The 22,737-nt window shown below is 70.4% G+C and carries 19 protein-coding genes; 1 reads left to right on the forward strand and 18 read right to left on the reverse strand.

Annotated features, from left to right (window positions below; genetic code table 11):
• Window positions 1-80 precede the first annotated feature (80 nt).
• Window positions 81-935 (forward strand): tyrosine-protein phosphatase, encoded by an 855-nt coding sequence (locus AC07DC_RS05780; RefSeq protein WP_478912121.1) that lies wholly within the window; start codon window positions 81-83, stop codon window positions 933-935.
• Between the two features lie 72 nt (window positions 936-1,007).
• Here the strand turns inward: AC07DC_RS05780 and AC07DC_RS05785 are convergent, their stop codons facing one another.
• From AC07DC_RS05785 to AC07DC_RS05870, 18 genes are all read right to left on the reverse strand, one after another.
• A complete protein-coding gene (locus tag AC07DC_RS05785) occupies window positions 1,008-2,201 on the reverse strand; it encodes a serpin family protein (RefSeq protein ID WP_478912123.1) in 1,194 nt (397 codons plus the stop codon).
• 17 nt (window positions 2,202-2,218) lie between these two features.
• On the reverse strand, window positions 2,219-3,643 hold the full coding sequence (locus AC07DC_RS05790; RefSeq protein WP_478912125.1) for an aspartate aminotransferase family protein: 1,425 nt from the start codon (window positions 3,641-3,643) through the stop codon (window positions 2,219-2,221).
• Window positions 3,630-5,555: a 1-deoxy-D-xylulose-5-phosphate synthase gene (dxs, locus tag AC07DC_RS05795; protein ID WP_478912127.1), complete on the reverse strand. Its 1,926-nt coding sequence runs from the start codon at window positions 5,553-5,555 to the stop codon at window positions 3,630-3,632. Before dxs ends, AC07DC_RS05790 begins: the two co-directional genes overlap by 14 nt.
• Window positions 5,556-5,590: 35 nt before the next feature.
• Window positions 5,591-6,748, reverse strand: a complete 1,158-nt coding sequence (gene ispG, locus AC07DC_RS05800) for a flavodoxin-dependent (E)-4-hydroxy-3-methylbut-2-enyl-diphosphate synthase (protein ID WP_478912626.1) — start codon at window positions 6,746-6,748, stop codon at window positions 5,591-5,593.
• Window positions 6,749-6,764: 16 nt separating this feature from the next.
• Window positions 6,765-7,790 (reverse strand): adenosyl-hopene transferase HpnH, encoded by a 1,026-nt coding sequence (hpnH, locus tag AC07DC_RS05805; RefSeq protein ID WP_478912129.1) that lies wholly within the window; start codon window positions 7,788-7,790, stop codon window positions 6,765-6,767.
• Window positions 7,791-7,795: 5 nt separating this feature from the next.
• Window positions 7,796-8,389, reverse strand: coding sequence for a phosphorylase family protein (locus AC07DC_RS05810; protein ID WP_478912131.1), 594 nt, complete (start codon window positions 8,387-8,389; stop codon window positions 7,796-7,798).
• Window positions 8,386-10,416, reverse strand: coding sequence for a squalene--hopene cyclase (shc, locus tag AC07DC_RS05815; RefSeq protein WP_478912133.1), 2,031 nt, complete (start codon window positions 10,414-10,416; stop codon window positions 8,386-8,388). The genes AC07DC_RS05810 and shc overlap by 4 nt, the downstream gene beginning before the upstream one ends.
• A gap of 97 nt (window positions 10,417-10,513) precedes the next feature.
• Window positions 10,514-11,584 (reverse strand): polyprenyl synthetase family protein, encoded by a 1,071-nt coding sequence (locus AC07DC_RS05820; RefSeq protein ID WP_478912135.1) that lies wholly within the window; start codon window positions 11,582-11,584, stop codon window positions 10,514-10,516.
• Window positions 11,581-12,984 (reverse strand): hydroxysqualene dehydroxylase HpnE, encoded by a 1,404-nt coding sequence (gene hpnE / locus AC07DC_RS05825; protein ID WP_478912137.1) that lies wholly within the window; start codon window positions 12,982-12,984, stop codon window positions 11,581-11,583. The genes AC07DC_RS05820 and hpnE overlap by 4 nt, the downstream gene beginning before the upstream one ends.
• A gap of 91 nt (window positions 12,985-13,075) precedes the next feature.
• Window positions 13,076-14,026 carry a presqualene diphosphate synthase HpnD gene (hpnD, locus tag AC07DC_RS05830; protein WP_478912139.1) on the reverse strand — a complete coding sequence of 317 codons (951 nt, stop codon included), beginning with the start codon at window positions 14,024-14,026 and terminating at the stop codon, window positions 13,076-13,078.
• Window positions 14,023-14,910, reverse strand: a complete 888-nt coding sequence (gene hpnC, locus AC07DC_RS05835) for a squalene synthase HpnC (RefSeq protein WP_478912140.1) — start codon at window positions 14,908-14,910, stop codon at window positions 14,023-14,025. The genes hpnD and hpnC overlap by 4 nt, the downstream gene beginning before the upstream one ends.
• 399 nt (window positions 14,911-15,309) lie before the next feature.
• Window positions 15,310-16,086, reverse strand: coding sequence for an ABC transporter ATP-binding protein (locus tag AC07DC_RS05840; RefSeq protein WP_478912142.1), 777 nt, complete (start codon window positions 16,084-16,086; stop codon window positions 15,310-15,312).
• On the reverse strand, window positions 16,079-17,008 hold the full coding sequence (locus tag AC07DC_RS05845) for an ABC transporter permease (RefSeq protein WP_478912144.1): 930 nt from the start codon (window positions 17,006-17,008) through the stop codon (window positions 16,079-16,081). The genes AC07DC_RS05840 and AC07DC_RS05845 overlap by 8 nt, the downstream gene beginning before the upstream one ends.
• An 81-nt stretch (window positions 17,009-17,089) precedes the next feature.
• The gene (locus AC07DC_RS05850) at window positions 17,090-17,983 is read right to left on the reverse strand and encodes a glycosyltransferase family 2 protein (RefSeq protein WP_478912146.1); all 894 of its coding nucleotides are present in this window, start codon (window positions 17,981-17,983) and stop codon (window positions 17,090-17,092) included.
• On the reverse strand, window positions 17,980-18,759 hold the full coding sequence (locus AC07DC_RS05855) for a CDP-alcohol phosphatidyltransferase family protein (protein ID WP_478912147.1): 780 nt from the start codon (window positions 18,757-18,759) through the stop codon (window positions 17,980-17,982). Before AC07DC_RS05855 ends, AC07DC_RS05850 begins: the two co-directional genes overlap by 4 nt.
• A complete protein-coding gene (locus AC07DC_RS05860; RefSeq protein WP_478912149.1) occupies window positions 18,737-19,798 on the reverse strand; it encodes an iron-containing alcohol dehydrogenase family protein in 1,062 nt (353 codons plus the stop codon). The genes AC07DC_RS05855 and AC07DC_RS05860 overlap by 23 nt, the downstream gene beginning before the upstream one ends.
• Entirely contained in the window at window positions 19,786-20,544 is a 759-nt protein-coding gene (locus AC07DC_RS05865) for a phosphocholine cytidylyltransferase family protein (RefSeq protein WP_478912151.1), read from the reverse strand. Before AC07DC_RS05865 ends, AC07DC_RS05860 begins: the two co-directional genes overlap by 13 nt.
• Window positions 20,541-22,340 (reverse strand): DUF5941 domain-containing protein, encoded by a 1,800-nt coding sequence (locus AC07DC_RS05870; protein ID WP_478912628.1) that lies wholly within the window; start codon window positions 22,338-22,340, stop codon window positions 20,541-20,543. Before AC07DC_RS05870 ends, AC07DC_RS05865 begins: the two co-directional genes overlap by 4 nt.
• Window positions 22,341-22,737 lie beyond the last annotated feature (397 nt).

Consider the following 22,737-nt stretch of genomic DNA (forward strand, 5'->3'; position numbering starts at 1 on the left):
CGGTACGTCGGTGCGGCCGGTGTCGTATCGTCGGCTGAGGTTCAGCCCCGAGCTCTGAGCCGTGACCCGAAGGAGCGCCGGTGACCCAGCAGCTGCCGAAGACCCCCTCCACCGACACCGAGGCAGGCGCCGGCACCGCGACCGGCGCCGAGCCGGTGCTGACCGGTGTCCGCAACTTCCGTGACGTGGGCGGGCTCCGGGCCGCCGACGGCCGCCGGGTCCGGCCGGGGAAGCTCTTCCGCAGCGGCCACCTCGCGCACACCACAGACCAGGACGCGGCCTTCCTGGCCACGCTCGGCCTGCACACGATCTTCGACTTCCGCAACGCGGACGACATCAAGATGGAGGGCCCCGACGTCGATCTGCCCGGCGTCCAGAACGTGAACATGCCGCTCAGCGACCCCGCCCACGGCGCCGACTTCTGGCACACCGTCCGCGACGGCGACCTGGACGCGCTGCGCGACGCTCTCGGCGACGGCAAGGGCGCCGAGCGCATGATCACCGCCTACCGGCAGCTCATCCTGGACCGCACCGCCCAGCACAGCCGGATGCTCGAACTGCTCGCCGAGGAGCCCGCCGTACCGGCCCTGCTGCACTGCGCCGCAGGCAAGGACCGGGCCGGGACGTCGATGGCCATCATCCTTCTCGCCCTCGGCGTGGACCGCGCCGACATCGAGGCCGACTACCTGGAGAGCAACGCGGCCCACCGCCGCTACAAGGTCCAGCGCGGTGACGGCAGCACCGGCTCCGCCATCGACCCCGAGATCATGAAGCTGCTCAGCCCGCTCTTCGAGGCCCGGCTGGAATACCTCACCGCCGCCTTCGACACGATCGACGAGCGCTGGGGTTCCGTCGACCGCTACCTGTCGGAGGGCCTGGGCTGTACGGAGGAGCGGCGCGCACGGCTGCGCGAGCTGCTCCTCACGGACGACTGAGATCCTCACGGGCGAGTGAGATCCTCGGAGACGAGCGAGATCCTCACCGACGACTGAGGCCGGCTCGCCGGGTCACCAGCCCCACCGCTCGTCGACGACCGCGTCGTGCGGGTCGGGGACCCAGCCCGCGGTCAGCACCAGCCCGGTGGCACGGTGCACGGCGAGGAAGCCGAAGGGGCGGTCGAAGGTCACGGCCACGAACTTCGCCTTCTTCTGCGGTACCCCGGCCGCGGCCATGGCGAAGGCGGTCACGGCGGCGGCCCGGAAGCCCTCCGCGCTGAACGAAGCCGTGATCGACTGCCGTGCCCCGGTCACTGCCAACGGCACCTCGCTGATTCCCGGGAAGTGACCCCGGCTGTCGTCGCGGGACGATTCGAGGCCGAACAGCTCCGCGTCCCGCATCAGGTCGTGGTCGTCGCTGACGGTGAAGGCCGCGGTCGTCGTGTACAGCTGCGGGTCGGAGCTGAAGCTGGTGATCTTCTGGATCGCGATCCCGGGCCCCGGGAGCCCCTCGGCCAGCCGCCCGCCGGGTACCACCTCGTACGCCCCGGCCAGCACCTCGGTGCCCGCCCGGAGCACGTCCCCGGCCGCGGCGGTCTCCTCGCCGAGCAGCAGCCGGACGTCGATGCCGTTCGCACCCTGGACGTCCAGGACCGTGAGCGCTCCCGCCGGCGTCGCCGCGACGCCCAGCAGATCCAGATCGGAGCCGGACCGGGACAGCCCCGCGACCTTGCGCTCCGCCCAGGGGCCGCGCTTCGGCTGCAGGGTGGACGGCGTGAACGGCTGCTGCCACTCGGTCTGTACGCACAGCGCGCTCGCCAGCACCATCAGCGTGGAGGCGTCCAGTTCGACGGGCATCTCCTCGATCAGGCCGCCGGTGTTGCGTGCGGCCCAGGAGTCGAGTTCCTTGCGGTCCATGGCGGCGTCGCCGGTCAACCGCCCGGCGACAGTGGGCGGAAGCCGCTCCACCCACTCCTCGCGCAGCGGCACCTCCCGCTTCGTCCAGACGCCCAGCGCCGTGTCGATGCCGTCCGCCGCGCCCAGCGCCTCCAGCAGCGCGCGACCGTGCTCGATGGCGTGGTCCGCGGGCACACCGAGCGCCTGCTCGAGCTCAGCGCGGGCCGGGCCGTCCGCCGCGCCGCCGAGGAAGGCCAGCAACGGCCAGACGCCGACCGCGCTGAACGCGGTGCCCTTCCCCGGCGTGACCGCCACCCCCGCCCATCGCGCCGTCAACGCGTTGACCGCCCGCACCGTCGCCGTGTCCATCACTCGCCGCCCCGTTCTCACCGATTGGCGACCGCCTGCTTGACCAGCGTCCGCCCGAAGTCCCACATCAGCCCGCCGCCACCGTGCGCGTCGTCCATCACGGCGGTGAACGCCCCGACGAAGCGGTCCACGTCCGACTCGTCGATGATCAGCGGGGGGATCAGCTTAATGACTTCGAGGTGGTCACCCGATACCTGAGTGAGGATCCGGTGCCGCTGCAGCAGCGGGACCACCACCATCTGCGCGAACAGGCCCTTACGGGCCGCCTGCAGCATCGCCCAGCGGCTGCGCAGCCCCAGTGAGGTCGGCTTGCCGAACTCGATACCGATCATCAGTCCGCGCCCGCGCACCTCGCGCAGCAACTCGTAGCGGTCGACGAGGGCGGCCAGCCGGGTCCGCAACAGGTCGCCGGTGTGCCGGGCGTTGGCGACGACGCCTTCGTCGTCCATGACGGACAGGGTGGCCAACCCTGCTGCCATCGCCTGGGCGTTGGAGCCGAAGCTGGCGGAGTGCACCAGGACCCGGTCCATCGAGGAGTAGACCTTCTTGAAGATCCAGTCCTTGCCGAGCGTGGCACTGACCGGCACATAGCCGCCCGACAGCGCCTTGGAGACGCACAGCAGGTCGGGCTCGACCCCGGCCTCGTGCTGGTAGGCGTAGAAGTCACCGGTGCGTCCGAGGCCGGTCTGCACCTCGTCGGCGATGAGCAGCGCCTTGTGCTTGTGGAGCAGTTCCTGCGCGGCGCGGAGGTAGCCGGGTGGGGTCTCGTGGACGCCCTTGCCCTGGATGGGCTCCACGATCAGTCCGGCGACGTCGCCGCGCTTCAACTCCCGTTCCAGCGCGTCCAGATCACCGAGCGCGATCGCGGTGTCGGGCAGCAGCGGGGCGAAGCCGTCGCGGAAGCCGTCCTCGCCGTTGACCGACAGCGACCCCGTCGTCAGCCCGTGGAAGGCGTGCGAGCAATACAGGATCCGCGGCCTGCCGGTGGCGTAGCGGGCGAACTTCAGCGCCGTCTCGACGGCTTCGGTGCCGCTGTTGCCGAAGAACACCCGGTCCAGGTGCGGGCTGTAGGTGAGCAGCTTTTCGGCGAGCAGGCCCGGCAGCGGCTGGCAGTCGAAGCGCGTCAGGTCGGCGAGCCCGGCGTCCAGGACATCGTGCAGCGCCTTGCGGACGACGGGGTGGTGCCGGCCCAGGCCCATCACCCCGAAGCCGGCGAGCATGTCCAGATAGTCCTGGCCCTCGGCGTCCCAGAAGTGCGCGCCCTCGGCCCGCTCGTAGACCTTGTCGAAGCCGATGGTGTGCAGCATGCGCGGCAGTTGGTGGTTGAGGTGCTTGGCATGCAGGTCGTAGCGTTCGCCGCCGCGTTCGGCGAGGAGGGTCGCGATGTCGAAGCCCTTCGCCACGGGTGGCGGTTCGACGGGCTGCGACTCAGACGGTGTCATCGGGTGCCAGCTCCTTGATTGCGTCGCCCACGTCGCCGGCCCCGTTGCGGCGGGCGAGCGTGGCGCTGATCCGGCCGGCGATCTCGGCCGGGGTGAGTCCGATGTCGGCGAGCACTTCGCCGCGTTTGGCGTGGGCCAGGAAGTCCTGCGGGATACCGAAGTCGCGCAGCGGTACGTCCACGTCGGCGTCCCGCAGCGCCTGGGCCACGGCCGAACCGACGCCGCCGGTACGGCTGTTGTCCTCGACGACCGCCACCATGCGGAAGCGGGCGGCGAGCGGCGGCAGCGCGGCGTCGACCGGCTTGACCCAGCGGGGGTCGACGACGGTGACGCCGAGACCGCGTTCGTCCAGCAGCTCCGCGACCGCCAGGCAGGTGCCGGCGAGCGCCCCGACCGATACCAGCAGCACGTCCTCGCGAAGGTCGCGGCGCAGCACGTCGAGCCCGCCGATCCGCTCCAGGGACGGCACCGCCTCGCCCACCGTCTCCTTGGGGAACCGGACCACGGTGGGCGCGTCATCGACGTCCACCGCCTCGCGCAGCTGTGCGCGCAGCTGGTCGGCGTCGCGCGGCGCGGCGATCCGCAGACCAGGGACGACCTGCAGGATCGACATGTCCCACATGCCGTTGTGCGAAGCGCCGTCCACGCCGGTGACGCCGGCCCGGTCCAGTACGAAGGTGACACCGCACTTGTGCAGCGCCACATCCATCAGCACCTGGTCGAACGCCCGGTTCAGGAACGTCGCGTACACCGCGACCACCGGGTGCAGGCCGCCGGTGGCCAGGCCCGCCGCCGAGACGGCGGCGTGCTGCTCGGCGATGCCGACGTCGTAGACCCGGTCGGGGAACGCGGCGGCGAACGCGCCGAGCCCGACGGGTTGCAGCATCGCCGCGGTGATGGCGACGACATCCGGGCGCTCCGCGCCGATCCGGAGCATCTCGGCGCCGAAGACCGAGGTCCACGAGGGGCCGTTGGACGGCGCGAGCGGCTCGCAGGTGAGCGGGTCCATGGCGCCGACGGTGTGGAAGCGGTCGGCCTCGTCCTGCTCCGCCGCCGCGTAGCCGCGGCCCTTCTGGGTCAGGCAATGGACGAGCACCGGTCCGTGGAAGCGCGCGGCGCGCCGCAGCGCGGACTCGACGGCCGCGATGTTGTGCCCGTCGATCGGGCCGACGTACTTCAGGCCCAGGTCCTCGAACATGCCCTGCGGCGCGAAGGCGTCCTTGAAGCCCTTCTTCGCGCCGTGCAGGGACTCGTACAGCGGCCGGCCCACGACCGGGGTGCGCTGCAACACGTCCTTGCCCCAGGCGAGGAAACGCTCGTAGCCGTCGGTGGTGCGCAGCGTCGCCAGATGGTTGGCGAGGCCGCCGATCGTCGGCCCGTACGAGCGCTCGTTGTCGTTGACGACGATGATCAGCGGTCGGTCCTTGGCCGCGGCGATGTTGTTCAGCGCTTCCCAGGCCATGCCGCCGGTCAGCGCGCCGTCGCCGATGACCGCGACCACATGGTCGGGTCGTCCCAGCACCTGGTTGGCCTTGGCCAGGCCGTCGGCCCAGCCGAGCACCGTCGAGGCGTGGCTGTTCTCGATGACGTCGTGCTCGGACTCGGCGCGCGAGGGGTAGCCGGACAGGCCGCCCTTGCCGCGCAGCTTCGAGAAGTCCTGCCGCCCGGTGAGCAGCTTGTGCACGTAGGACTGGTGCCCGGTGTCCCACAGGACGCGGTCGGCGGGCGAGTCGAAGACGCGGTGCAGGGCGATGGTCAGCTCGACCACGCCCAGGTTGGGCCCGAGATGGCCGCCGGTTCTCGCCACCGCCTGCACGAGGAAGTGGCGGATATCGGCGGCGAGTTCGTCGAGCCGGGTCTCGGGCAGTGCCTTCAGGTCGCGCGGGCCTCGGATGTTCTCCAGTATCGACACGATGGACCTCGTTCCCCCTACCGGGATTGCTGCGGTCAGCCGACAGTGACTTCCGGTGCCCCGGAGAACGTGCCGTCCGATTCCATCTGCTCGGCGATCTTCATCGCCTCTTCGATCAGGGTCTCCACGATCTTCGACTCGGGCACGGTCTTGATGACCTCGCCCTTCACGAAGATCTGACCCTTTCCGTTCCCGGACGCGACCCCGAGATCCGCTTCCCGGGCCTCCCCCGGACCATTGACGACACACCCCATGACGGCGACGCGCATCGGCACTTCCATGCCCTCAAGACCGGCCGAGACCTGGTCCGCGAGCTTGTAGACGTCCACCTGCGCCCGCCCGCAGGACGGGCAGGAGACGATCTCCAGCCGCCGCTGCCGCAGGTTCAGCGACTCCAGGATCTGGATGCCGACCTTGACCTCCTCGACCGGCGGGGCGGAGAGCGAGACGCGGATCGTGTCGCCGATGCCCTCGGAGAGCAGTGCGCCGAACGCGACGGCGGACTTGATGGTGCCCTGGAACGCCGGACCGGCCTCCGTGACACCGAGGTGCAGCGGGTAGTCGCACTTGCTCGCCAGCAGCCGGTAGGCGTTGACCATCACGACCGGGTCGTTGTGCTTCACCGAGATCTTGATGTCGCGAAAACCGTGCTCCTCGAACAGCGAGCACTCCCACAGCGCGGACTCCACCAGCGCCTCGGGCGTCGCCCTGCCGTACTTCTCCATCAGCCGGCGGTCCAGCGAGCCCGCGTTGACGCCGATCCGGATCGGGGTGCCGACCGAGGCCGCCGCCTTCGCGATCTCCTTGACCTTGTCGTCGAACTGCCGGATGTTCCCCGGGTTCACCCGCACCGCCGCACAGCCGGCGTCGAGCGCCGCGAAGACGTACTTCGGCTGGAAGTGAATGTCGGCGATCACCGGGATCTGCGACTTCCTCGCGATCACGGCGAGCGCGTCCGCGTCGTCCTGCGAAGGGCAGGCCACCCGCACGATCTGGCAGCCCGCGGCTGTCAGCTCCGCGATCTGCTGCAGCGTCGCGTTCACGTCCGCGGTCACCGTCGTCGTCATCGACTGGACCGACACCGGGGCGTCCCCGCCCACCGCGACCGACCCGACCTCGATGCGCCGCGAGTGGCGGCGCACCGAGAGCGGGCGGGACGGGACGGCGGGGAGGCCGAGCGCTACCGGCTCGATACCCGACATGGCTCTGTCACTTCCCGCGGTTTCCGGCCACCGTCTCACGGGCGGCACGGATGGACTCCTTGAGAGAACCCATCGTGGCGAGTACGGCGGTGGGCTCGTAGCCGCAGTGCGCCATGCAGTTGGCGCAGCGCGGGTCCTTGCCGCGGCCGTACTTGTCCCAGTCGGTCTCCTCGACGAGCTCCCGGTACGTGGTCACGTACCCGTCGCTCATCAGGTAGCAGGGGCGCTGCCAGCCGAAGAGCGAGTAGTTGGGGATGCCCCAGGCGGTGCACGGGAAGTCCACCTTGCCTTCCAGGAAGTCCAGGAAGAGCGGGCTGTGGTTGAGCCGCCACCTCCTGCGGTTGCCGTCCGCGAACGACTTCTTGAACAGCTCCCTGGTCTGCTCGACGCCGAGGAAGTGCTCCTGGTCGGGCGCCTTCTCGTAGGCGTAGGCGGGCGAGATCATCATCTCGTCGACCTTCAGGTCGTCGTTGAGGTAGTTGAGGACCTCGATGATGCTCTGCGGGGTGTCGGTGTTGAAGAAGGTCGAGTTGGTGGTGACCCGGAAGCCGCGCTTCTTGGCCTCCTTGATCGCCTCGACCGCCTCCTCGAAGACACCTTCCTTGGCGACCGACTCGTCGTGCCGCTCCTTCAGCCCGTCGATGTGGACCGTGAAGGCGAAGTACGGAGACGGCGTGAACTTGTCCATCTTCTTGCGCATCAGCAGCGCGTTGGTGCAAAGGAAGACGTACTTCCGCTTGGCCACCAACTGGCGCACGATCTCGTGGATCTGGGGGTGCATCAAGGGCTCGCCACCGGCGATGGACACCATCGGGGCGCCGGACTCGAGCACCGCGCCGACCGCCTGGGCGACCGGCATGCGCTGCTTGAGGACTCCCGCCGGATGCTGGATCTTTCCACAGCCCTCGCAGGCCAGGTTGCAGGCAAAAAGCGGCTCCAGTTCCACAATCAAGGGGAACTTGTCACGGCGTCGGAGTTTCTGTTCCATGAGGTACGTTCCGACCCGGATGGACTGGCGGAGCGGCATAGCCATCTAGCTCACCTCCAGGAGAGCACAGCGGTAGTACGGTGCCATTCGAAAAAGGCAGGAAGAATAGCCCTTAGCACGCGGAATGCGGTAATTCCGGTGCGCAGCGTGCCGACACGTATCAGTTCATACTCGGGAGTGTCGACAACAACGCGGACGGCGGCGACGGGCCGTGGTCCGCGTGCCTGGGCGGCGCGCAGTATTGCGGTGGATTCCATATCGACCGCGATCGCTCCTGTCGACCGCAGAACGGAGCGTTCGGCGCCCCGTACGACATGGTCGGACCCGGCCAGGCGTCCGGTGTGAACGGTGTGCCCCGCCGCTTCGAGCGCGGCGGCCAGTGGTGCGGCCCCATGGGTCTCGTCCGAGACGACGAGGTCGCCCGGGCGCATGCCGGGGCCGAGCCCGGCGCAGAATCCGGTGGCCAGCACTGCCGCGTCCCGCAGTTCCGGGGCGCGCAGCGCTTCGGTGACGGCCCGCTCGGCGGCCTGCGGTCCCATGCCGGTGCGCAGCAGGGCGACAGGACCCGCGGCGCCGGTCCGGTCCCCGCCCCGCAGGGCGAACCGTTCGACGCCGAGGGCGCAGACGACGAGCAGAGCCGTCATCCGGCCACCTTGCCCTTCGTCACGTTGCCGCCCTTCGTCACGTTGCCGATGACTCCCAGCGGCTCCCCGCGCACATAGCGCCCGAGCGCCGTGAGCGGGAAGACCATCCGGTACAGGTGGTAGTTGATGGAGAAGTCCCGGGGGAACCCGGTACCGGTGAAGTACGGCTCGTCCCAGGAGCCGTCCTCCTTCTGCGTGTCGGTGAGCCAGCGCACCCCGCGCTCCACCGCCTCACTGTCGCGCTCGCCGGCCGACAGCAGCGCCAGCAGCGCCCAGGCGGTCTGCGAGGCGGTGGAGACACCGCGGCCGATCCACTCCCGGTCGGAGTACGAGCGCAGGTCCTCGCCCCAGCCGCCGTCCTGGTTCTGCACGCTCTCCAGCCAGTTGACGGCCCGTCGGAGGGCCGGGTGGCTCACCGGGAGGCCGGCGGCCACCAGTGCGGGCACCGCGGATCCGGTGCCGTAGATGTAGTTGACGCCCCAGCGGCCGAACCAGGCCCCGTTCTCCTCCTGTTCGGCCAGCAGCCAGTCGATGCCGCGCCGGGTGTGGGTGTCGCGTTCCAGGCCGATCGAGGCGAGCATCTCCACCACGTGCGCGGTGACGTCGGCGGACGGCGGGTCGATGACCTCGCCGAAGTCGCAGAACGGCAACCGGTTGGGGAAGGCGCTGGTGTTGTCGGCGTCGAAGGCGCCCCACGCGCCGTTCTTCGACTGCATGCCGATGTTCCAGCGGACGGCCCGCTCCACGGCGGCGTCGACCCGTCCCGGATCGGGGTGCTCGACCCGCAGCAGGGCGAGCACGACCTCGGCGGTGTCGTCGATGTCCGGATAGTTGTCGTTGTGGAACTCGAAGGCCCAGCCGCCCGGCTGCAGCCCCGGCCGCTGGACCGACCAGTCGCCCGGCTTGGTGATCTGCTCGTCGAGCATCCAGTCGACCGCCTTGACCAGCGCGGGATGGTCGGCCGGCACGCCGGCGTCGGCCAGCGCGATGGTGGCGAGGCAGGTGTCCCAGACCGGCGACTGGCAAGCCTCGATCATGCGGGTGTCCTCGTCCGGCCAGACGGCGAAACGATCCAGCGAGTCGAGCCCCGCGCGCACGACCGGGTGGTCGAGTTCGTAGCCGAGCAGGTGCAGCGCGATGACCGAGTAGACCGCGGGCGGCTGAATCCCGCCCCAGCAGCCGTCGTCCTCCTGGCGCTCGATGATCCAGCGCGCGCAGGCCTTGAGCGCGGTACGGCGCAGCGGCCGGACGCCGACCTTGCGGTACAGGTGCAGGGCCCGGTCCAGCCGCTGGAAGAGGCCGTCCCAACTGGCGAGCGGGGCGAGCGGGCGGGGCGGATTGGGCTGCCCGGGGTCGCTGTGCAGCTCGCTGATCCCGAAGGGCGCCGGCCGGACCGGCCGGTGGGCGGCGACGACGGTGAGCGGGACGATGGTCTGCCGGGCCCAGCAGCCGAAGGCGTAGATGTTGAGCGGGAACCACTTGGGGAGATAGATGATCTCCGGCGGCAGCTCGGGGAGGTCCTCCCACCGCCACCAGCCGAAGAGCGCCAACCAGATCCTGGTGAAGACCCTGGCCCCGGCGACGCCGCCGGCCTCCCGGACCCACGCCGCGGCGTCCGCCATGTGCGGCGCCTCCGGCGTGTCTCCCGCCAGCCGCAGCGCGACATACGCCTCGATCGTCGCGGACAGGTCTCCCGGCCCGCTGTGGAAGGTGGGCCACGCCCCGTCGTCACGCTGCAGCGAACGGATCCAGCGGGCGGCGGCCTGCGTGGTCCGCTCGTCCTGGATGCCCAGGAACTGACGGAGCAGCAGATCCTCGGAGTCCATCGTCACGTTGGTCTCGAGGTCGCCCTTCCACCACCCGTCGGGATGCTGGCCTGCCAGGAGATGGGCGGCGGCGCGCTGCGCGGCACGCTCCGCCGCCGCCTCGGCACCGCCGACGTGTACGGGGTGCGGTGTCGAGGTGGTGCTGGCCGAAGGTGCCTGGGGGGCTGGGGCCCCCGGACCGCCGTCGGTCGTCGCTGTCATGGCTTCCCCTTTGCAGTTGAGACTTCTGCGGTGTTGGGGCTGCCGTCGACCGTTACACGTGCTTGGTCGGCGACGTGCTGCGCTCCACGTTAGATCTTTATTTCTCGCGAACCACCACAAAATCCGCCAGGCCTACGAGCTTACGTTGAATTTCGTCCGGCATGTCCATTTTATCCAGTGCGGCGATTGCAGTGGCGTATTGCCGGCGCGCTTCCTGGGATGTCCACTCCCGGCCTCCCGCCTCTTCGATCAACGCCGCCCGCAGGGCGAACTCTTCCTCACTGAACGCTCCTGTTTCAGGATTCTTGGCATCTGCTGCCAGCAGTTCGCCGAGTTGCTCCGATGCCTTGCCGCCCGCCGCCAGCGCGGCGACCACGGGCAGTGACTTCTTGCGCTGCCGCAGATCGCTCCAGGTCTGCTTCCCGGTCGCGGCCGGGTCGCCCCAGATCCCGAGCAGGTCGTCGATGGCCTGAAAGGCCAGCCCGAGGTGGTAGCCGTACTCCTCCAGCGCGTCGGCGTCGGAGTCCGACGCGCCGCCGAGCACCGCGCCGATGGAGGAGGCGCAGGCCAGCAGGGCGCCGGTCTTGTTGCCCTCCATCTCCAGGCACTCCTCGACGGTGACCCGCTCCCGGTGCTCGAAGGAGATGTCCTGGGCCTGGCCGTCGATCAGCTTGCGGGTCGCGACGGTGAGTCGGCGGGTGGCGCGGCCCGCGTCCACGGTGCACTGCTCCAGCAGCACCTCGTTGGCGAGCGCGAACAGCGCGTCACCGACCAGGATCGCCTGGGCGGGACCGTGCACCTTCCACACCGTGTCGCGGTGCCGGCGCTGCTCGTCGCCGTCCATCAGGTCGTCGTGCAGCAGCGAGAAGTTGTGCACCAGCTCGACGGCGACAGCGCCGGGGATGCCGACCTCGGGCGGCACGCCCGCCGCCTCGGCGGACAGCAGGGCCAGCGCGGGACGGACGGCCTTGCCGCCGTCGCCGTCGGCCGGCCGGCCGGTCGCGTCGATCCACCCGAAGTGGTAGGCGGCGACGGTGTCCATCGGTGGCGCGAGCCGTTCCACGGCCGAGCGGAGCACCGGTGTGGACAGGGTGCGGCCGCGCTCCAGCAGCTCAAGGACGCCGGCAGCGGTCACGTTTACTCCTCTGGTTGCACTGGCTGTGCTCATACGGCCCTCACAACATCGTTCTCGAACGGAAGGCCTAGTGCGGTCAAAGCTTCTCGGGAGGCGTGCAGTCCGCTGCGCACGGCGCTCTCCATGGTCGCGGGCCAACCGGTGGCGGTCCACGCGCCGGCCAGGTACAGACCGGGTGCGCGGGTGGCCGGGCCCGGCCGCAGCCGGCCAACGCCGGGCGCCGGGGCGAAGGTCGCCGTGCGCTCCCGGGTGACGAAGAAGTCCGTCACCCCGGCCCCCCTGGCCGCGGGCAGCAGACGTTCCAGCTCCGGCAGATACCGCTCGCGCAGTTCCGCGACCGGCAGGTCGATCTCGTCCTCGACGGCGGACTGCGAGACGGCCAGGTACTGGCCGGGCCCGGTCATCCCCGAGCTCTCGGTACGGTCGAAGACCCACTGGACGGGGCTGCCGAGCGCGGCGAAGAACGGCTGACGCAGCACCTGGCGGTCGTACACGACATGCACGTTCAGGATCGGCGCGGTGCCGATCCGCAGCAGCGCGTCGGCATCGTCCAGCGCGCCCTCAGGCAGCAGCCCGTGCGTCTCGCGCTGCGGCAGCGCCAGGACGACGGTGCCGGCGTCGATCTGCTCGCCGCGCCCCGGACCGGTCTCGGCGTCGACCTGCCAGCCGCCCCCGGCGGCCGGCTCGATGCCGGTCACCCGGGACCGCAGCATGATCCGCACGCCCGCCGCGTCCAGCGCCTTGCGGGCCCGGTCGTCGTGCAGCTCGCCGAGTGGCGCGGCCGCCCAGCCGATGTCGGCGGCGCCGGCGTCGGAGAGCAGCCCGGTCTTGAAGACCATGGCGGCAAGCCCCAGCGAGGCGTTGGCCGCGGTGGCGTTGAGCGTCGCGACGCCGACCAGGTCCCACAGCGCCTCGATGGTGCGCGGGGACTGGCCCCGGTCCCGCAGCCAGCTCGCGAAGTCGGTGTCGTCCAGCGCCGGGTCGTCCAGGTCCAGGGCCCGCAGCGCCAGCGCGGCGCGCCCGACCGTGACCCGTTCCCTGAGCGACAGATGCGGATACGTCGCGAGACTCGCCGCCAGGTGCAGCGGTACGGGCAGCGCGGCGCGGCGCAGCCGGCCCAGCCGCATGTTCGACGCGTCCAGGACGGGCACGTCGAGCCGGTCCTGCAGGGTGACCAGGTCGCGGGCCGCGATCCGGTCGACGAACCACTGGTAGGCGGTGCAGCAGCGCAGGAAGACATGCTGCCCGTTGTCGACGGACAGCTCACCGCGCCGGAACGAGAACGCCAGTCCGCCCAGCCTGGGACGCGATTCGATCAGCGTCACCCGGAGCCCGGCGTCGGCGAGGGCCAGGGCCGCCGTGGTGCCGGCCAGCCCACCGCCCACGACCACCGCGGTCGCCGGAGGACGGCCGGAGACCTCGGATACGGTCATTCGCCCTCCCCCCTTTCCATGGCTTCCGACGTGACGCGACGCTCCGTCACCGGCACTGACGCACTGGGGACCTGACTGGTTGCTAGGAACGTCACCCGCGCCCCCGGGCCGTGCGGCGGGCGTCAAGTCCGGCCAGACCGCGTACGGCGACGTACGCCTTCTGGTGACCCGGAAGTGAGACCCGGCCGCGCAGCACCGCCTCGGGATCCGCCGCGATCCGATCCAGCAGTCTGCGGTAGATACCCGCCATCGCGGCCACGCAGGCGCCGCTGCGCCGGTCGAGCGCAGGTAGCAATTGGTACCCCGTCGCGAACAGGGCGCGGGCCCGGCGGACTTCGAACTCGATCAGGCCGGCGAAGTCCGAGCCGGGCGGCGGGGTGTCGGTGTGGAACCCCTCGGAGCAGCCGAACTTGGCCAGGTCCTGGGCGGGCAGGTAGGACCGTCCGTTGCCGGCGTCCTCCCGGAGGTCCCGCAGGATGTTGGTGAGTTGCAGGGCGAGGCCGAGGGTGTCGGCGTACCCGGCGGCGCGCTCCATGTCGCCGGTCCCCCGGCCGCCGGGGCCGACGGTGCCGAAGACGCCCAGCGAGAGCCGTCCGATGGCGCCCGCGACGCAGCGGCAGTACGCCGCGAGGTCGTCCCAGGTCTCGTACGTCTCGCCGTGCACGTCCATCAGGACGCCGTCGATCAGTTCGTCGAGGCCGCCGAGCGGCAGCGGAAAACGGCGCGCCGCGTCGGCGAGTGCCACCGCGACCGGGTCGGTGTCGTCCTCGCGGATCTCGCCCTCGCGGATCCGGGCCAGCAGGGCCCGGGTCTCGTCGAGCCGGATCTGCTTGACGGCGGGGTCGAGGTCGCCGTCGCCGATGTCGTCGACGCGGCGGGAGAAGGCATAGAGGGCCGACATGGCCTGCCGCTTGGGGAGGGGCAGCAGGCGGATGCCGTAGGCGAAGTTGCGGGCCTCGTGCCCGGTCACGGTCTCGCAGTAACGGTATGCGGCGAGAACCGGCCCGGACGTGTGGGCAGAACCGTTCACGGTCCGCCTCACCCCTTTCTTCGCAATGTCGACCCCACTTCGCGCAGCAGGCTTGGCTTGGTGGCTTTCGGCGGCCCCGGGAGCACGTCGTAGCCCGCACTCTCGACCGCGTTCAGCGCGGCACGCCCGCCGCCGACAAAGCCGGCGAGCAGAAGCCTGAGCCTGCCACGGACGCTACCCACCAATGGGGTGCCTTCATTCAAAAGGTCCCGGGCGCGTTCCGCTTCGAATGCCACCAGTGCGCGCACCTGTGCGCCAGCGGTGGGGACGGCGAGGTCCGCTTCGGTGACTCCGAAGCGTTTCATGTCCTGTGCCGGCAGGTAGATCCGGTCGCGGCCGAGGTCCTCGGCCACGTCCTGCAAGTGCTCGACGATCTGCAGCGCGGTGCAGACGGCGTCGGAGAGCCGGATCCGCTCGGGTGTCGAGGTGCCCGTGATCCCCAGAACGAGCCGGCCCACCGGGTTGGCGGACAGTTCGCAGTAGGCGAGCAGATCCTGGTACGTGTCGTAGCGCCGGACCCGCTGGTCCTGGCGGTTGGCCTCGATCAGACCCTCGAAGGGTCCGGGGGTCAGCCCGTGGCGGCGGACGGTGGGCTGCAGTGCCAGGAGGAGTGGATGGCGGGGGGTTCCGTCGAAGACCTTGCGCAGATCGCCCTCGAACGCGTCGAGCATGGCGATCCGGTCCTCGGCGGCTTCCGGCGGAAGGCCGAGCCGGGCGGCGTCGTCCCGGCCGCCGTTGGCCAGGTCGCCGTCGCCGATGTCGTCGACGAGCCGTGCGAAGCCGTAGACGGCCATCAGATCGCCGCGCCAGGCCTTCGGCAGGAAGAACGGAGCGACGGGGAAGTTCTCGCGGGCGGCCTTGTCGAGGACGGCGCGCGACTGCGCGTCCGCGGTCACTGCGGGCGTCCCGTCCCGCGCGCGGCGAACGCGCTGTGGAGCTGGATGGTCCCGATCTTCATGGCCGCCACACTCCCCAGTTCTACACCGCTGGGAAGAAGCTTCCCATTTCGGACACGCCGCGCCCACCCCGGAGCACCGCTACAGCTTACGTCGGGCAGATCACCGGCGTACGCCGGGGGCGCGAGCGACAGGCGGGATTCCGCTCGGATTCCCCCCGTCCGCCGGCAATCGGGCTCTCCGCAGAGCCGGTTGGCGCCGCGGGGAGGGGCGCGATCCGGCGGGCGCGGGCCCTGTCGGCGGATCATGCACAAACGGACGGGCCCCCGCCGGGCAGAACCGGCGGGGGCCCGATCGTTACGTGCGACGCCGCGGACCGCCGTCCGGTCCGCCGGCCGGCTACTTGTTGGTGGCCTCTTCGTAGGCCTTCAGCACGTCGTCCGTCGGGCCGTCCATGAGGAGCTCGCCCTTCTCCAGCCACAGCACCCGGTCGCAGGTGTCACGGATCGACTTGTTGTTGTGACTGACGAGGAAGACCGTGCCGGCTTCCTTGCGCAGCTCGCGGATGCGCTCCTCCGAGCGCCGTTGGAAGGAGCGGTCGCCGGTGGCCAGCGCCTCGTCGATCATCAGCACGTCATGGTTCTTGGCCGCCGCGATCGAGAACCGCAGCCGGGCCGCCATGCCCGAGGAATACGTCCGCATCGGCAACGAGATGAAGTCGCCCTTCTCGTTGATCCCCGAGAAGTCCACGATGCCCTGGTACCGCTCGCGGATCTCCTCCTGCGACATGCCCATCGCCAGGCCGCCCAGAATGACGTTCCGCTCGCCGGTGAGGTCGTTCATCAGTGCCGCGTTGACACCCAGCAGGGAGGGCTGGCCGTCGGTGTAGACCCGGCCGCTCTCCGGCGGCAGCAGGCCCGCGATGGCCCGCAGCATCGTCGACTTGCCCGACCCGTTCGACCCGATCAGGCCGACCGCCTCACCCCGGTACGTAGTGAAACTCACCCCGCGTACGGCATGGACCAGCCGGACGTTGGGCGACGACTTGCGCGAGATTATGCGTCCCAGGGCGGCCGTCGCGCTGCCCTTGCTGTTCCCCGCACCGTGCACCCGGTAGACGATGTGCACATCGTCCACGATCACGGTGGGGACACGGGTTTCGGTCTGCTCAGCCACGGCCGTACTTCTCCTCAGCCTTCCAGAAATACACGTACCCGCCGACGCCCGCGAAGACCGCCCAGCCCACCGCGACCGCCCAGACGTGCGGCGGCATCTGCTCGGCCGTCACGCTGTCGATCAACGCGAACCGCATCAGGTCGATGTAGACGGCCGCCGGGTTGATGTCGAGCAGGATCTTCACGAAGTACGGTGCTTCCTTCGTGAAATTGGCGATGCTGTACATGACGCCGGAGGTGTACATCCACGTCCGCAGGATGAACGGCATCAGCTGCGCCAGGTCCGTCATCTTGCTGCCCAACCGGGCCACCGCCAGCGCCAGACCCGCATTGAACACCGACTGGATGAACAACGCCGGAATCGCCAGCAACCACGACCAGGTCGGCACCTCACCGGTCATCAACACGATCGAGAACAGCACCAGCATCGACATCAGCAACTGCTGCAACTGCATCAACGTGAACGCGATCGGCATCGAGGCCCGCGGGAAATGCAACGCCCGGATCAGCCCCAGATTCCCCGAGACCGCCTTCACACCACTCATGATCGACGACTGGGTGAACGTGAAGATGAAAATACCCGTCACCAGGAACGCGATGAAGTTGTCCACACCACGGTCGGTACCCAACAACAGCCCGAAGATCAGGTAATACACCGCCGCGTTCAGCAACGGCGTCATCACCTGCCACAACTGACCCAGCCGCGCATCGGTGTACTGCGCCTGCGTCCGCGCCTTCGCGAACTCGTTGATGAAGTGCCGCCGGCCCCACAACTGCCGGGTGTACTCACCAAGGCCCGGCCGGGCACCACTGACCGACAGCCCGTACTTCGCCGCCAGCTCGGAAGCCGACAGACCACCGTCGGCCCCGGAGTCCGATGGGGCACTCACGGCGACGGCACCGTCGTGCGCTGTTCCGCTCACAGTAGACACTTTCGTCCTCAAGGTGCGCGTCCGGTGCAGGGGGGTCCCGGACTGCGACCGATGCTCTCAGGTTCGAGCTTGTCAGATGATCGGGGGTCGGCCCAGTCGGGTCAGCCGCCAGACCGTGCGCCACTTCATGGGGCGCCGGGGGCCGCAGGGCGTCGCCCAGCCCTCCCGGAATCCACCGATCCAGGCCCGCAGGGCGGGACCGGACGGGCGTCTCGCGAGCGTCAGCAGGATCCAGGTGCCGAGATAGGCGGGCACCAGGGGCCATGGCAGGTTCCGGCGCGCCAGCCACACCCGGTTGCGGGCCACCATCCGGTGGTAGACCGCGTGCCGGCTCGGCACGGTGAGCGGGTGGTGCAGGACCATGTCCGACCGGTAGTCGATCATCCAGCCGGCGTCCAGCGCCCGCCAGGCCAGGTCCGTCTCCTCGTGCGCGTAGAAGAACTCGTCCGGCAACCCGCCGACCTGCGCCAGCACCTTCGTACGGACCGCGCTGGCGCCGCCCAGGAAAGTGGTCACCCGCGAGGAGCGCATCGGGTCCGACGCCCGCAGGCGCGGCACGTGGCGGCGCTGGGTGGTGCCGGTCTCCGGATCCGCGATCCGGAAGCTGACGATGCCCAGCTCCGGATCGGCCGTGAAGGCCTGGCGGAGCAGCTCCCCGGTGTCCGTACCCGGCAGCAGGCCGTCGTCGTCGAGGAAGAGGACCACATCGACATCGGAGCCGTTCGGGCCGAAGAGCTCCACACCGACGTTGCGCCCGCCCGGAATGCCCAGGTTCTCGGGCAGCTCGACGGTGCGCAGCCGCGACGCGGACCCCTCCAGCTCGGGGAGCGGGGATCCGTTGCCGACCAGCGCGACCTCGATCGGCGGCCCGTCCTGCTTGGCGACGGAGTCCAGCAGGTCGCGCAACTCCACGGGGCGGTTGCCCATGGTGATGATCACCGCGCCGAGCTTCAGCGGGGTACTCACTTCAGCCTGCTCGAAGCCAGGATGCTGACCAGGTGCAGGAGAGTCTGCAGCATCGCGATGCCGGCCAGCACGGCGACACCGAGGCGCGAGAAGAACAGGTCGCCCCTGACCTGGTCCAGGATCGCCAGTACCAGGATCAGCAGTGACGCCTCGATGCCGAGGACGAGCCGGTGGAACTTCGCCGCCGCGGCGGCCTTGCGGGCCAGCGCCATACCGGACGAACGCGGCTCGGACGCCGCCTCCTTGACCGGCGGCAGCCCCTGCTGGTGACGGGCGACGCCGACGAGGTCGGTCTCCGCCTTGATCAGCACGGCGCCGAGGGCGGCCAGCGTGCCGAGGAAGGCCCACAGCCAGTCGATCCGCCCGGAGCCCCACGGATCGGCGGCGCGCAGGCCGAATCCGACCAGCACGGCCGCGTCGCACAGATAGGCGGCGACGCGGTCCAGGTAGACCCCGCCCAGCGAGTACTGCTTCTTCCAGCGGGCGAGCTCGCCGTCGACGCAGTCGAACAGCAGATACAGCTGGACCATCACCACACCGAGCACGGCACCGGCGATCCCCGGCACCAGCAGAGCCGGGGCGGCGAGGACAGCGGCGACGGTCATCACGTACGTCACCTGGTTGGGCGTGACGCGCGTGTTCACCAGGTGCCGGTCGATGCGCAGCGAGAGCTCACGCATGTAGAGCCGGCCGGCCCAGTGCTCGCCGCTCCGCCGGTCCTTCACTCCCGGGGGGTGAACGACCGGGCGGAGTTCAGCTACTGATGGTTTTGGCATAGTCGGCGTATGCGTCCTTGATCTGGTCTGCGGACAGGTCGAGGTGTTCAAGGATCGTGTAGCGCCCGGGGCGGGTCTGCGGTGCGTACTCCACCGCCTTGACGAACTCCTCGTCGGAGAAGCCGATCTCGCCGGGCGTGACCGGCAGGCCGTGGCGTCGCAGCACCTCGGCGATCAGACCGGATTCCTCGTGTGCCCCACGCAGGTACATGGCGAAGGCGGCGCCCAGGCCGCACTGCTCGCCGTGCGCCGCTGCGCGCTTGGGGTACAGCAGGTCGAAGGCGTGGCTGATCTCGTGGCAGGCGCCGGACGACGGGCGGGTGTCCCCGCTGATCGACATGGCGATACCGGAGAGCACCAGTCCCTCGGCGAGCGTGGTGAGGAACGCGTCGTCCCCCACTCCGCCCGGGTGCCGCAGTACGGACTCGCCGGCGGAGCGGGCCATGGCGGCGGCGAGACCGTCTATCGGCTCGCCGGTCTCACGGTGCGACAACTCCCAGTCCGCGATGGCGGAGATGTTGGAGATCGCGTCGCCGATGCCGGACCGCACGTAGCGCACGGGCGCCTCGCGGATCACGTCCAGGTCGATCACCAGCGCTATGGGCGGCGGCACCCCGTAGGAACCGCGTCCGTTGTCGTTGTCCAGCGTGGAGACCGGCGAGCAGATGCCGTCGTGCGCCAGGTTCGTCGCGACGGCGACCATCGGCAGCCCGACCCGGGCCGCCGCGTACTTGGCGACGTCGAGGATCTTGCCGCCGCCGAGGCCGACGACCGCGTCGTACCGCTTGCCGCGCATGGCGTCGGCGAGCTTGACGGCCTCGTCGATGGTGCCGCCGTCGACCGGGTACCAGTCGGCGCCGGGCAGCTCGGGAGCCAGCCGGTCGCGCAGCTTGAGGCCGGAGCCGCCGCTGACCGCGATGGCGAGTTTGCCCGAGCTGGAGATCCGCTGGTCGGCCAGGAGGCCGGCCAGATCGGCGAGAGCGCCCCCGTTGATGTCGACGACGACCGGCGAGGGGATCAGCCGGGTCAGTACTGGCACGCGATCCCCCGTGCCTTCTTCAGGTCGTCGTGGTTGTCGATCTCGACCCAGGCCACGTCACCGATGGGCGCGGTGTCGATGGTGAAGCCGCGGTTGACGAGCTCCTGGTAGCCGTCCTCGTAGTAGAGGTCGGGGTCCTTTTCGAAGGTCGTCTTCAGCGCGTCGGCCAGGTCGGCGGCGGCCGACGACTCGATGAGCGTGACGCCGATGTACTCGCCGGTCGCGGTGGCCGGGTCCATCAGCTTGGTGATGCGCTGAACCCCCCGTGAAGGCACGGACGGGTCGGTGATGACCTTCATCTCCTCGTCGGCGAGCTTCTTCACCGTGTCGAGGGCGAGGATGATCCGCCGGTCCTGGCCGCGGGCCGCCAGCAGGGTCTTCTCGACGGAGACCGGGTGCACGGTGTCGCCGTTGGCGAGGATCACACCCTCCGTGAGGATGTCCCGGGCGCACCACAGCGAGTAGGCGTTGTTCCAGGTCTCCGCCTTGTCGTTGTCGACGAGGTGCAGCTTGACGCCGTACTTCTTCTCCAGGGCGGCCTTGCGCTCGACGACGGCCTCGCCGCGGTACCCGATCACGATCGCCGCGTCGGTGAGGCCGACCTCGGCGAAGTTGCCGAGGGTCAGGTCCAGGACGGTGGTGGTGCCCGCCCCCTCGGGGTCCACCGGCACCAGAGCCTTGGGCAGGGTGTCGGTGTAGGGACGCAGACGCCGTCCGGCGCCGGCTGCCAGCACGAGGCCGATCATGCGGGTTCTCCTGATTCGTCGTGTACTGCGGGTGCGGCTGACGACACCCAGAAACGGATGCTCTCGGTGAGCACCACGAGTGTCAGCGCCCCGGCGATGACCGTCAGCGTGACGGTAAAACCTGTGTGGTGCGCGAGCGCGGCCGCCGCGGTGACCGCCAGCGCCCTGCCCTCGTGTCCGCCGGTCGCGCGTACCAGGGCCCGTGGTGGCGCCCCGGTTCCGCCGCGGATGCGGTACACCGTGTCGTAGTGATGGTAGGCGACAGCGGCCACCAGGCCGAAAGCGGCGGGCAATGCCCCGTTCACGTCCGAGACGGCCGCCAGCGCGAGGATGGTGGTGTATTCGCCCGCCCGGAAGAACGGTGGGACCAGCCAGTCCAGCGCGCCCTTCAGCGGCCGCGCGACGGCCAGACCCGAGGTCAGGACGTATACACCGGCGGCCAGCACCGGCCACCAGCTGCCCCACGGGGCCAGCGCCGCGGTGGCCACCAGCGCGGCGGAGCCGAGCAGGGCCACGGCGGGGGCGGCGAACGACGGCAGGCGGCGGGCGAGCGGTGCGCCGGCCCGGGCGACGGCTTCGGCGAGCGGCCCGCTGTCGGCCAGCTCGGCGAGCGCCTGGGCGGCCCGGTCGGTGCGGGTGGCCTTGCGGGTGAGCGAGCGCAGCATGCGGCCCGCGGTGGTGTAGCAGGCGGCGAGCGCGCAGCCGATGATCAGCACGGTCAGGGTGATGCGGGGCGTGGTGACGGCGGTGAGTACCGCGATCATCGCCCAGCGCTCGCCGATCGGCAGCACGATCATCCGGCGCACCCAGACGGTCCAGCCGACGCTGTCGAGCCTGTCGGACAGCGCGGCGGTCGGGCTCGTGTTGGCCGTCGCGTCGTGGTTGGCCTCGGTGAACGAGAAGTCGACGACGTGCCGGCAGGTCTGCAGCACCATCGCGCCGAGCGCCAGCGCCCACACGTCGTCACCGCCGCAGGCCGCGCCGAGCGCGAGGCCGGCGTAGTACGCGTACTCCTTGGCCCGGTCGAAGGTGGCGTCCAGCCAGGCGCCGAGCGTCGAGTACTGCAGCGAGTAGCGGGCCAGTTGCCCGTCGGTGCAGTCCAGGACGAACGAGGCGATCAGCAGGACGCCGGCGACGACGAAGCCGGGCCGGGTGCCGGTGGCCGCGCAGCCGGCCGCGATCAGCGCGACGAGCAGGGAAGCGGTGGTGACCTGGTTCGGGGTCAGCCCGCGCCGGGCGCACCAGCGCGCGAGATAGCGCGAGTACGGGCTGATGCAGTAGGTGGTGAAGAAGCCGTCGCGCGCCTTGACGGCGTTCCGCAGCCGGACCTTCTCGCCGTCGACCGCGGCGACGGCCGCTGCGGCCTCGGCCCGGTCGGCGTCCGAGGCGGGTACGGCAGCGACCAGGACACCCAGTTCGGGACGGTGCGGGGCCACGCCCTCGGCGTCGAGCGCGCTGCCGAGGGTGTCCGGCAGCCGGCCGGCGGCCGGCCCGGCGGCGAGCGCCCTGGCCAGCGCGGGACGTGCCGCGGCCTGCACCGAGAGCGCGCCGGGAACGGCGGAGGCGTCGAAGCGGGGGTCCGTGAGCGCCAGTCGCAGCGCGTGCGCGTGGCCGACGAAGCGCCGGTCGACGATCGCCACCCGGTCGCCGGCGGGGACCGCGGCGATCAGTGCCGCGAGACTTCCGGATCCGTGGTCGGACTCCCGCGCTTCGACCACGTCGAACCCGAGCGACCTCAGGTCGCCCTCGAGCGGCGACGCCGGAGCCGGCGGGCCGGTGAGGATGGCGGTCGGCAGAGGAACTCACTCCCTGGACATGTGGGGATGCCGGCGAGGATGGCGGTCGGCGGGCCGGTGTGGACGGCGGTCGGCAGAGGCTATCGGATCCGCGGAAGCGGCCGTTCATCACCCGTTTGCTTCCTCGTGCGCTTCGCCGGGGGCCTCCCCGCCATGCGAACCACGTGATCATCATGGTCGATCCGGGCCCCAGCGACAAACAGCGGCCGGGCGACGGCCGGACACCGCCGTCCGGGTGATGTCGCAGCGATCGCCTCGCGCTGCATCGTCGCAGGTCACCGCGTATGACAACGATTGCCGGTATCGACGTGCCTACTGTGCGTCAAACCGCTTCGCCGATGGCTGTCGGACGAAGACCGCGCGGCTCGCGCTCGCGGAGGCCGGCCAACGGTCGACG

The sequence above is a fragment of the Streptomyces sp. NPDC045021 genome (assembly GCF_056432645.1).

Coding starts and splice junctions, on each gene's coding strand:
- AC07DC_RS05785 (WP_478912123.1), bottom strand. CDS start 2,201: ATGGACACGGCGACGGTGCGGGCGGTCAACGCGTTGACGGCGCGATGG.
- AC07DC_RS05790 (WP_478912125.1), bottom strand. CDS start 3,643: ATGACACCGTCTGAGTCGCAGCCCGTCGAACCGCCACCCGTGGCGAAG.
- hpnH (WP_478912129.1), bottom strand. CDS start 7,790: ATGGCTATGCCGCTCCGCCAGTCCATCCGGGTCGGAACGTACCTCATG.
- AC07DC_RS05810 (WP_478912131.1), bottom strand. CDS start 8,389: ATGACGGCTCTGCTCGTCGTCTGCGCCCTCGGCGTCGAACGGTTCGCC.
- shc (WP_478912133.1), bottom strand. CDS start 10,416: ATGACAGCGACGACCGACGGCGGTCCGGGGGCCCCAGCCCCCCAGGCA.
- AC07DC_RS05820 (WP_478912135.1), bottom strand. CDS start 11,584: ATGAGCACAGCCAGTGCAACCAGAGGAGTAAACGTGACCGCTGCCGGC.
- hpnE (WP_478912137.1), bottom strand. CDS start 12,984: ATGACCGTATCCGAGGTCTCCGGCCGTCCTCCGGCGACCGCGGTGGTC.
- AC07DC_RS05855 (WP_478912147.1), bottom strand. CDS start 18,759: ATGCCAAAACCATCAGTAGCTGAACTCCGCCCGGTCGTTCACCCCCCG.
- AC07DC_RS05865 (WP_478912151.1), bottom strand. CDS start 20,544: ATGATCGGCCTCGTGCTGGCAGCCGGCGCCGGACGGCGTCTGCGTCCC.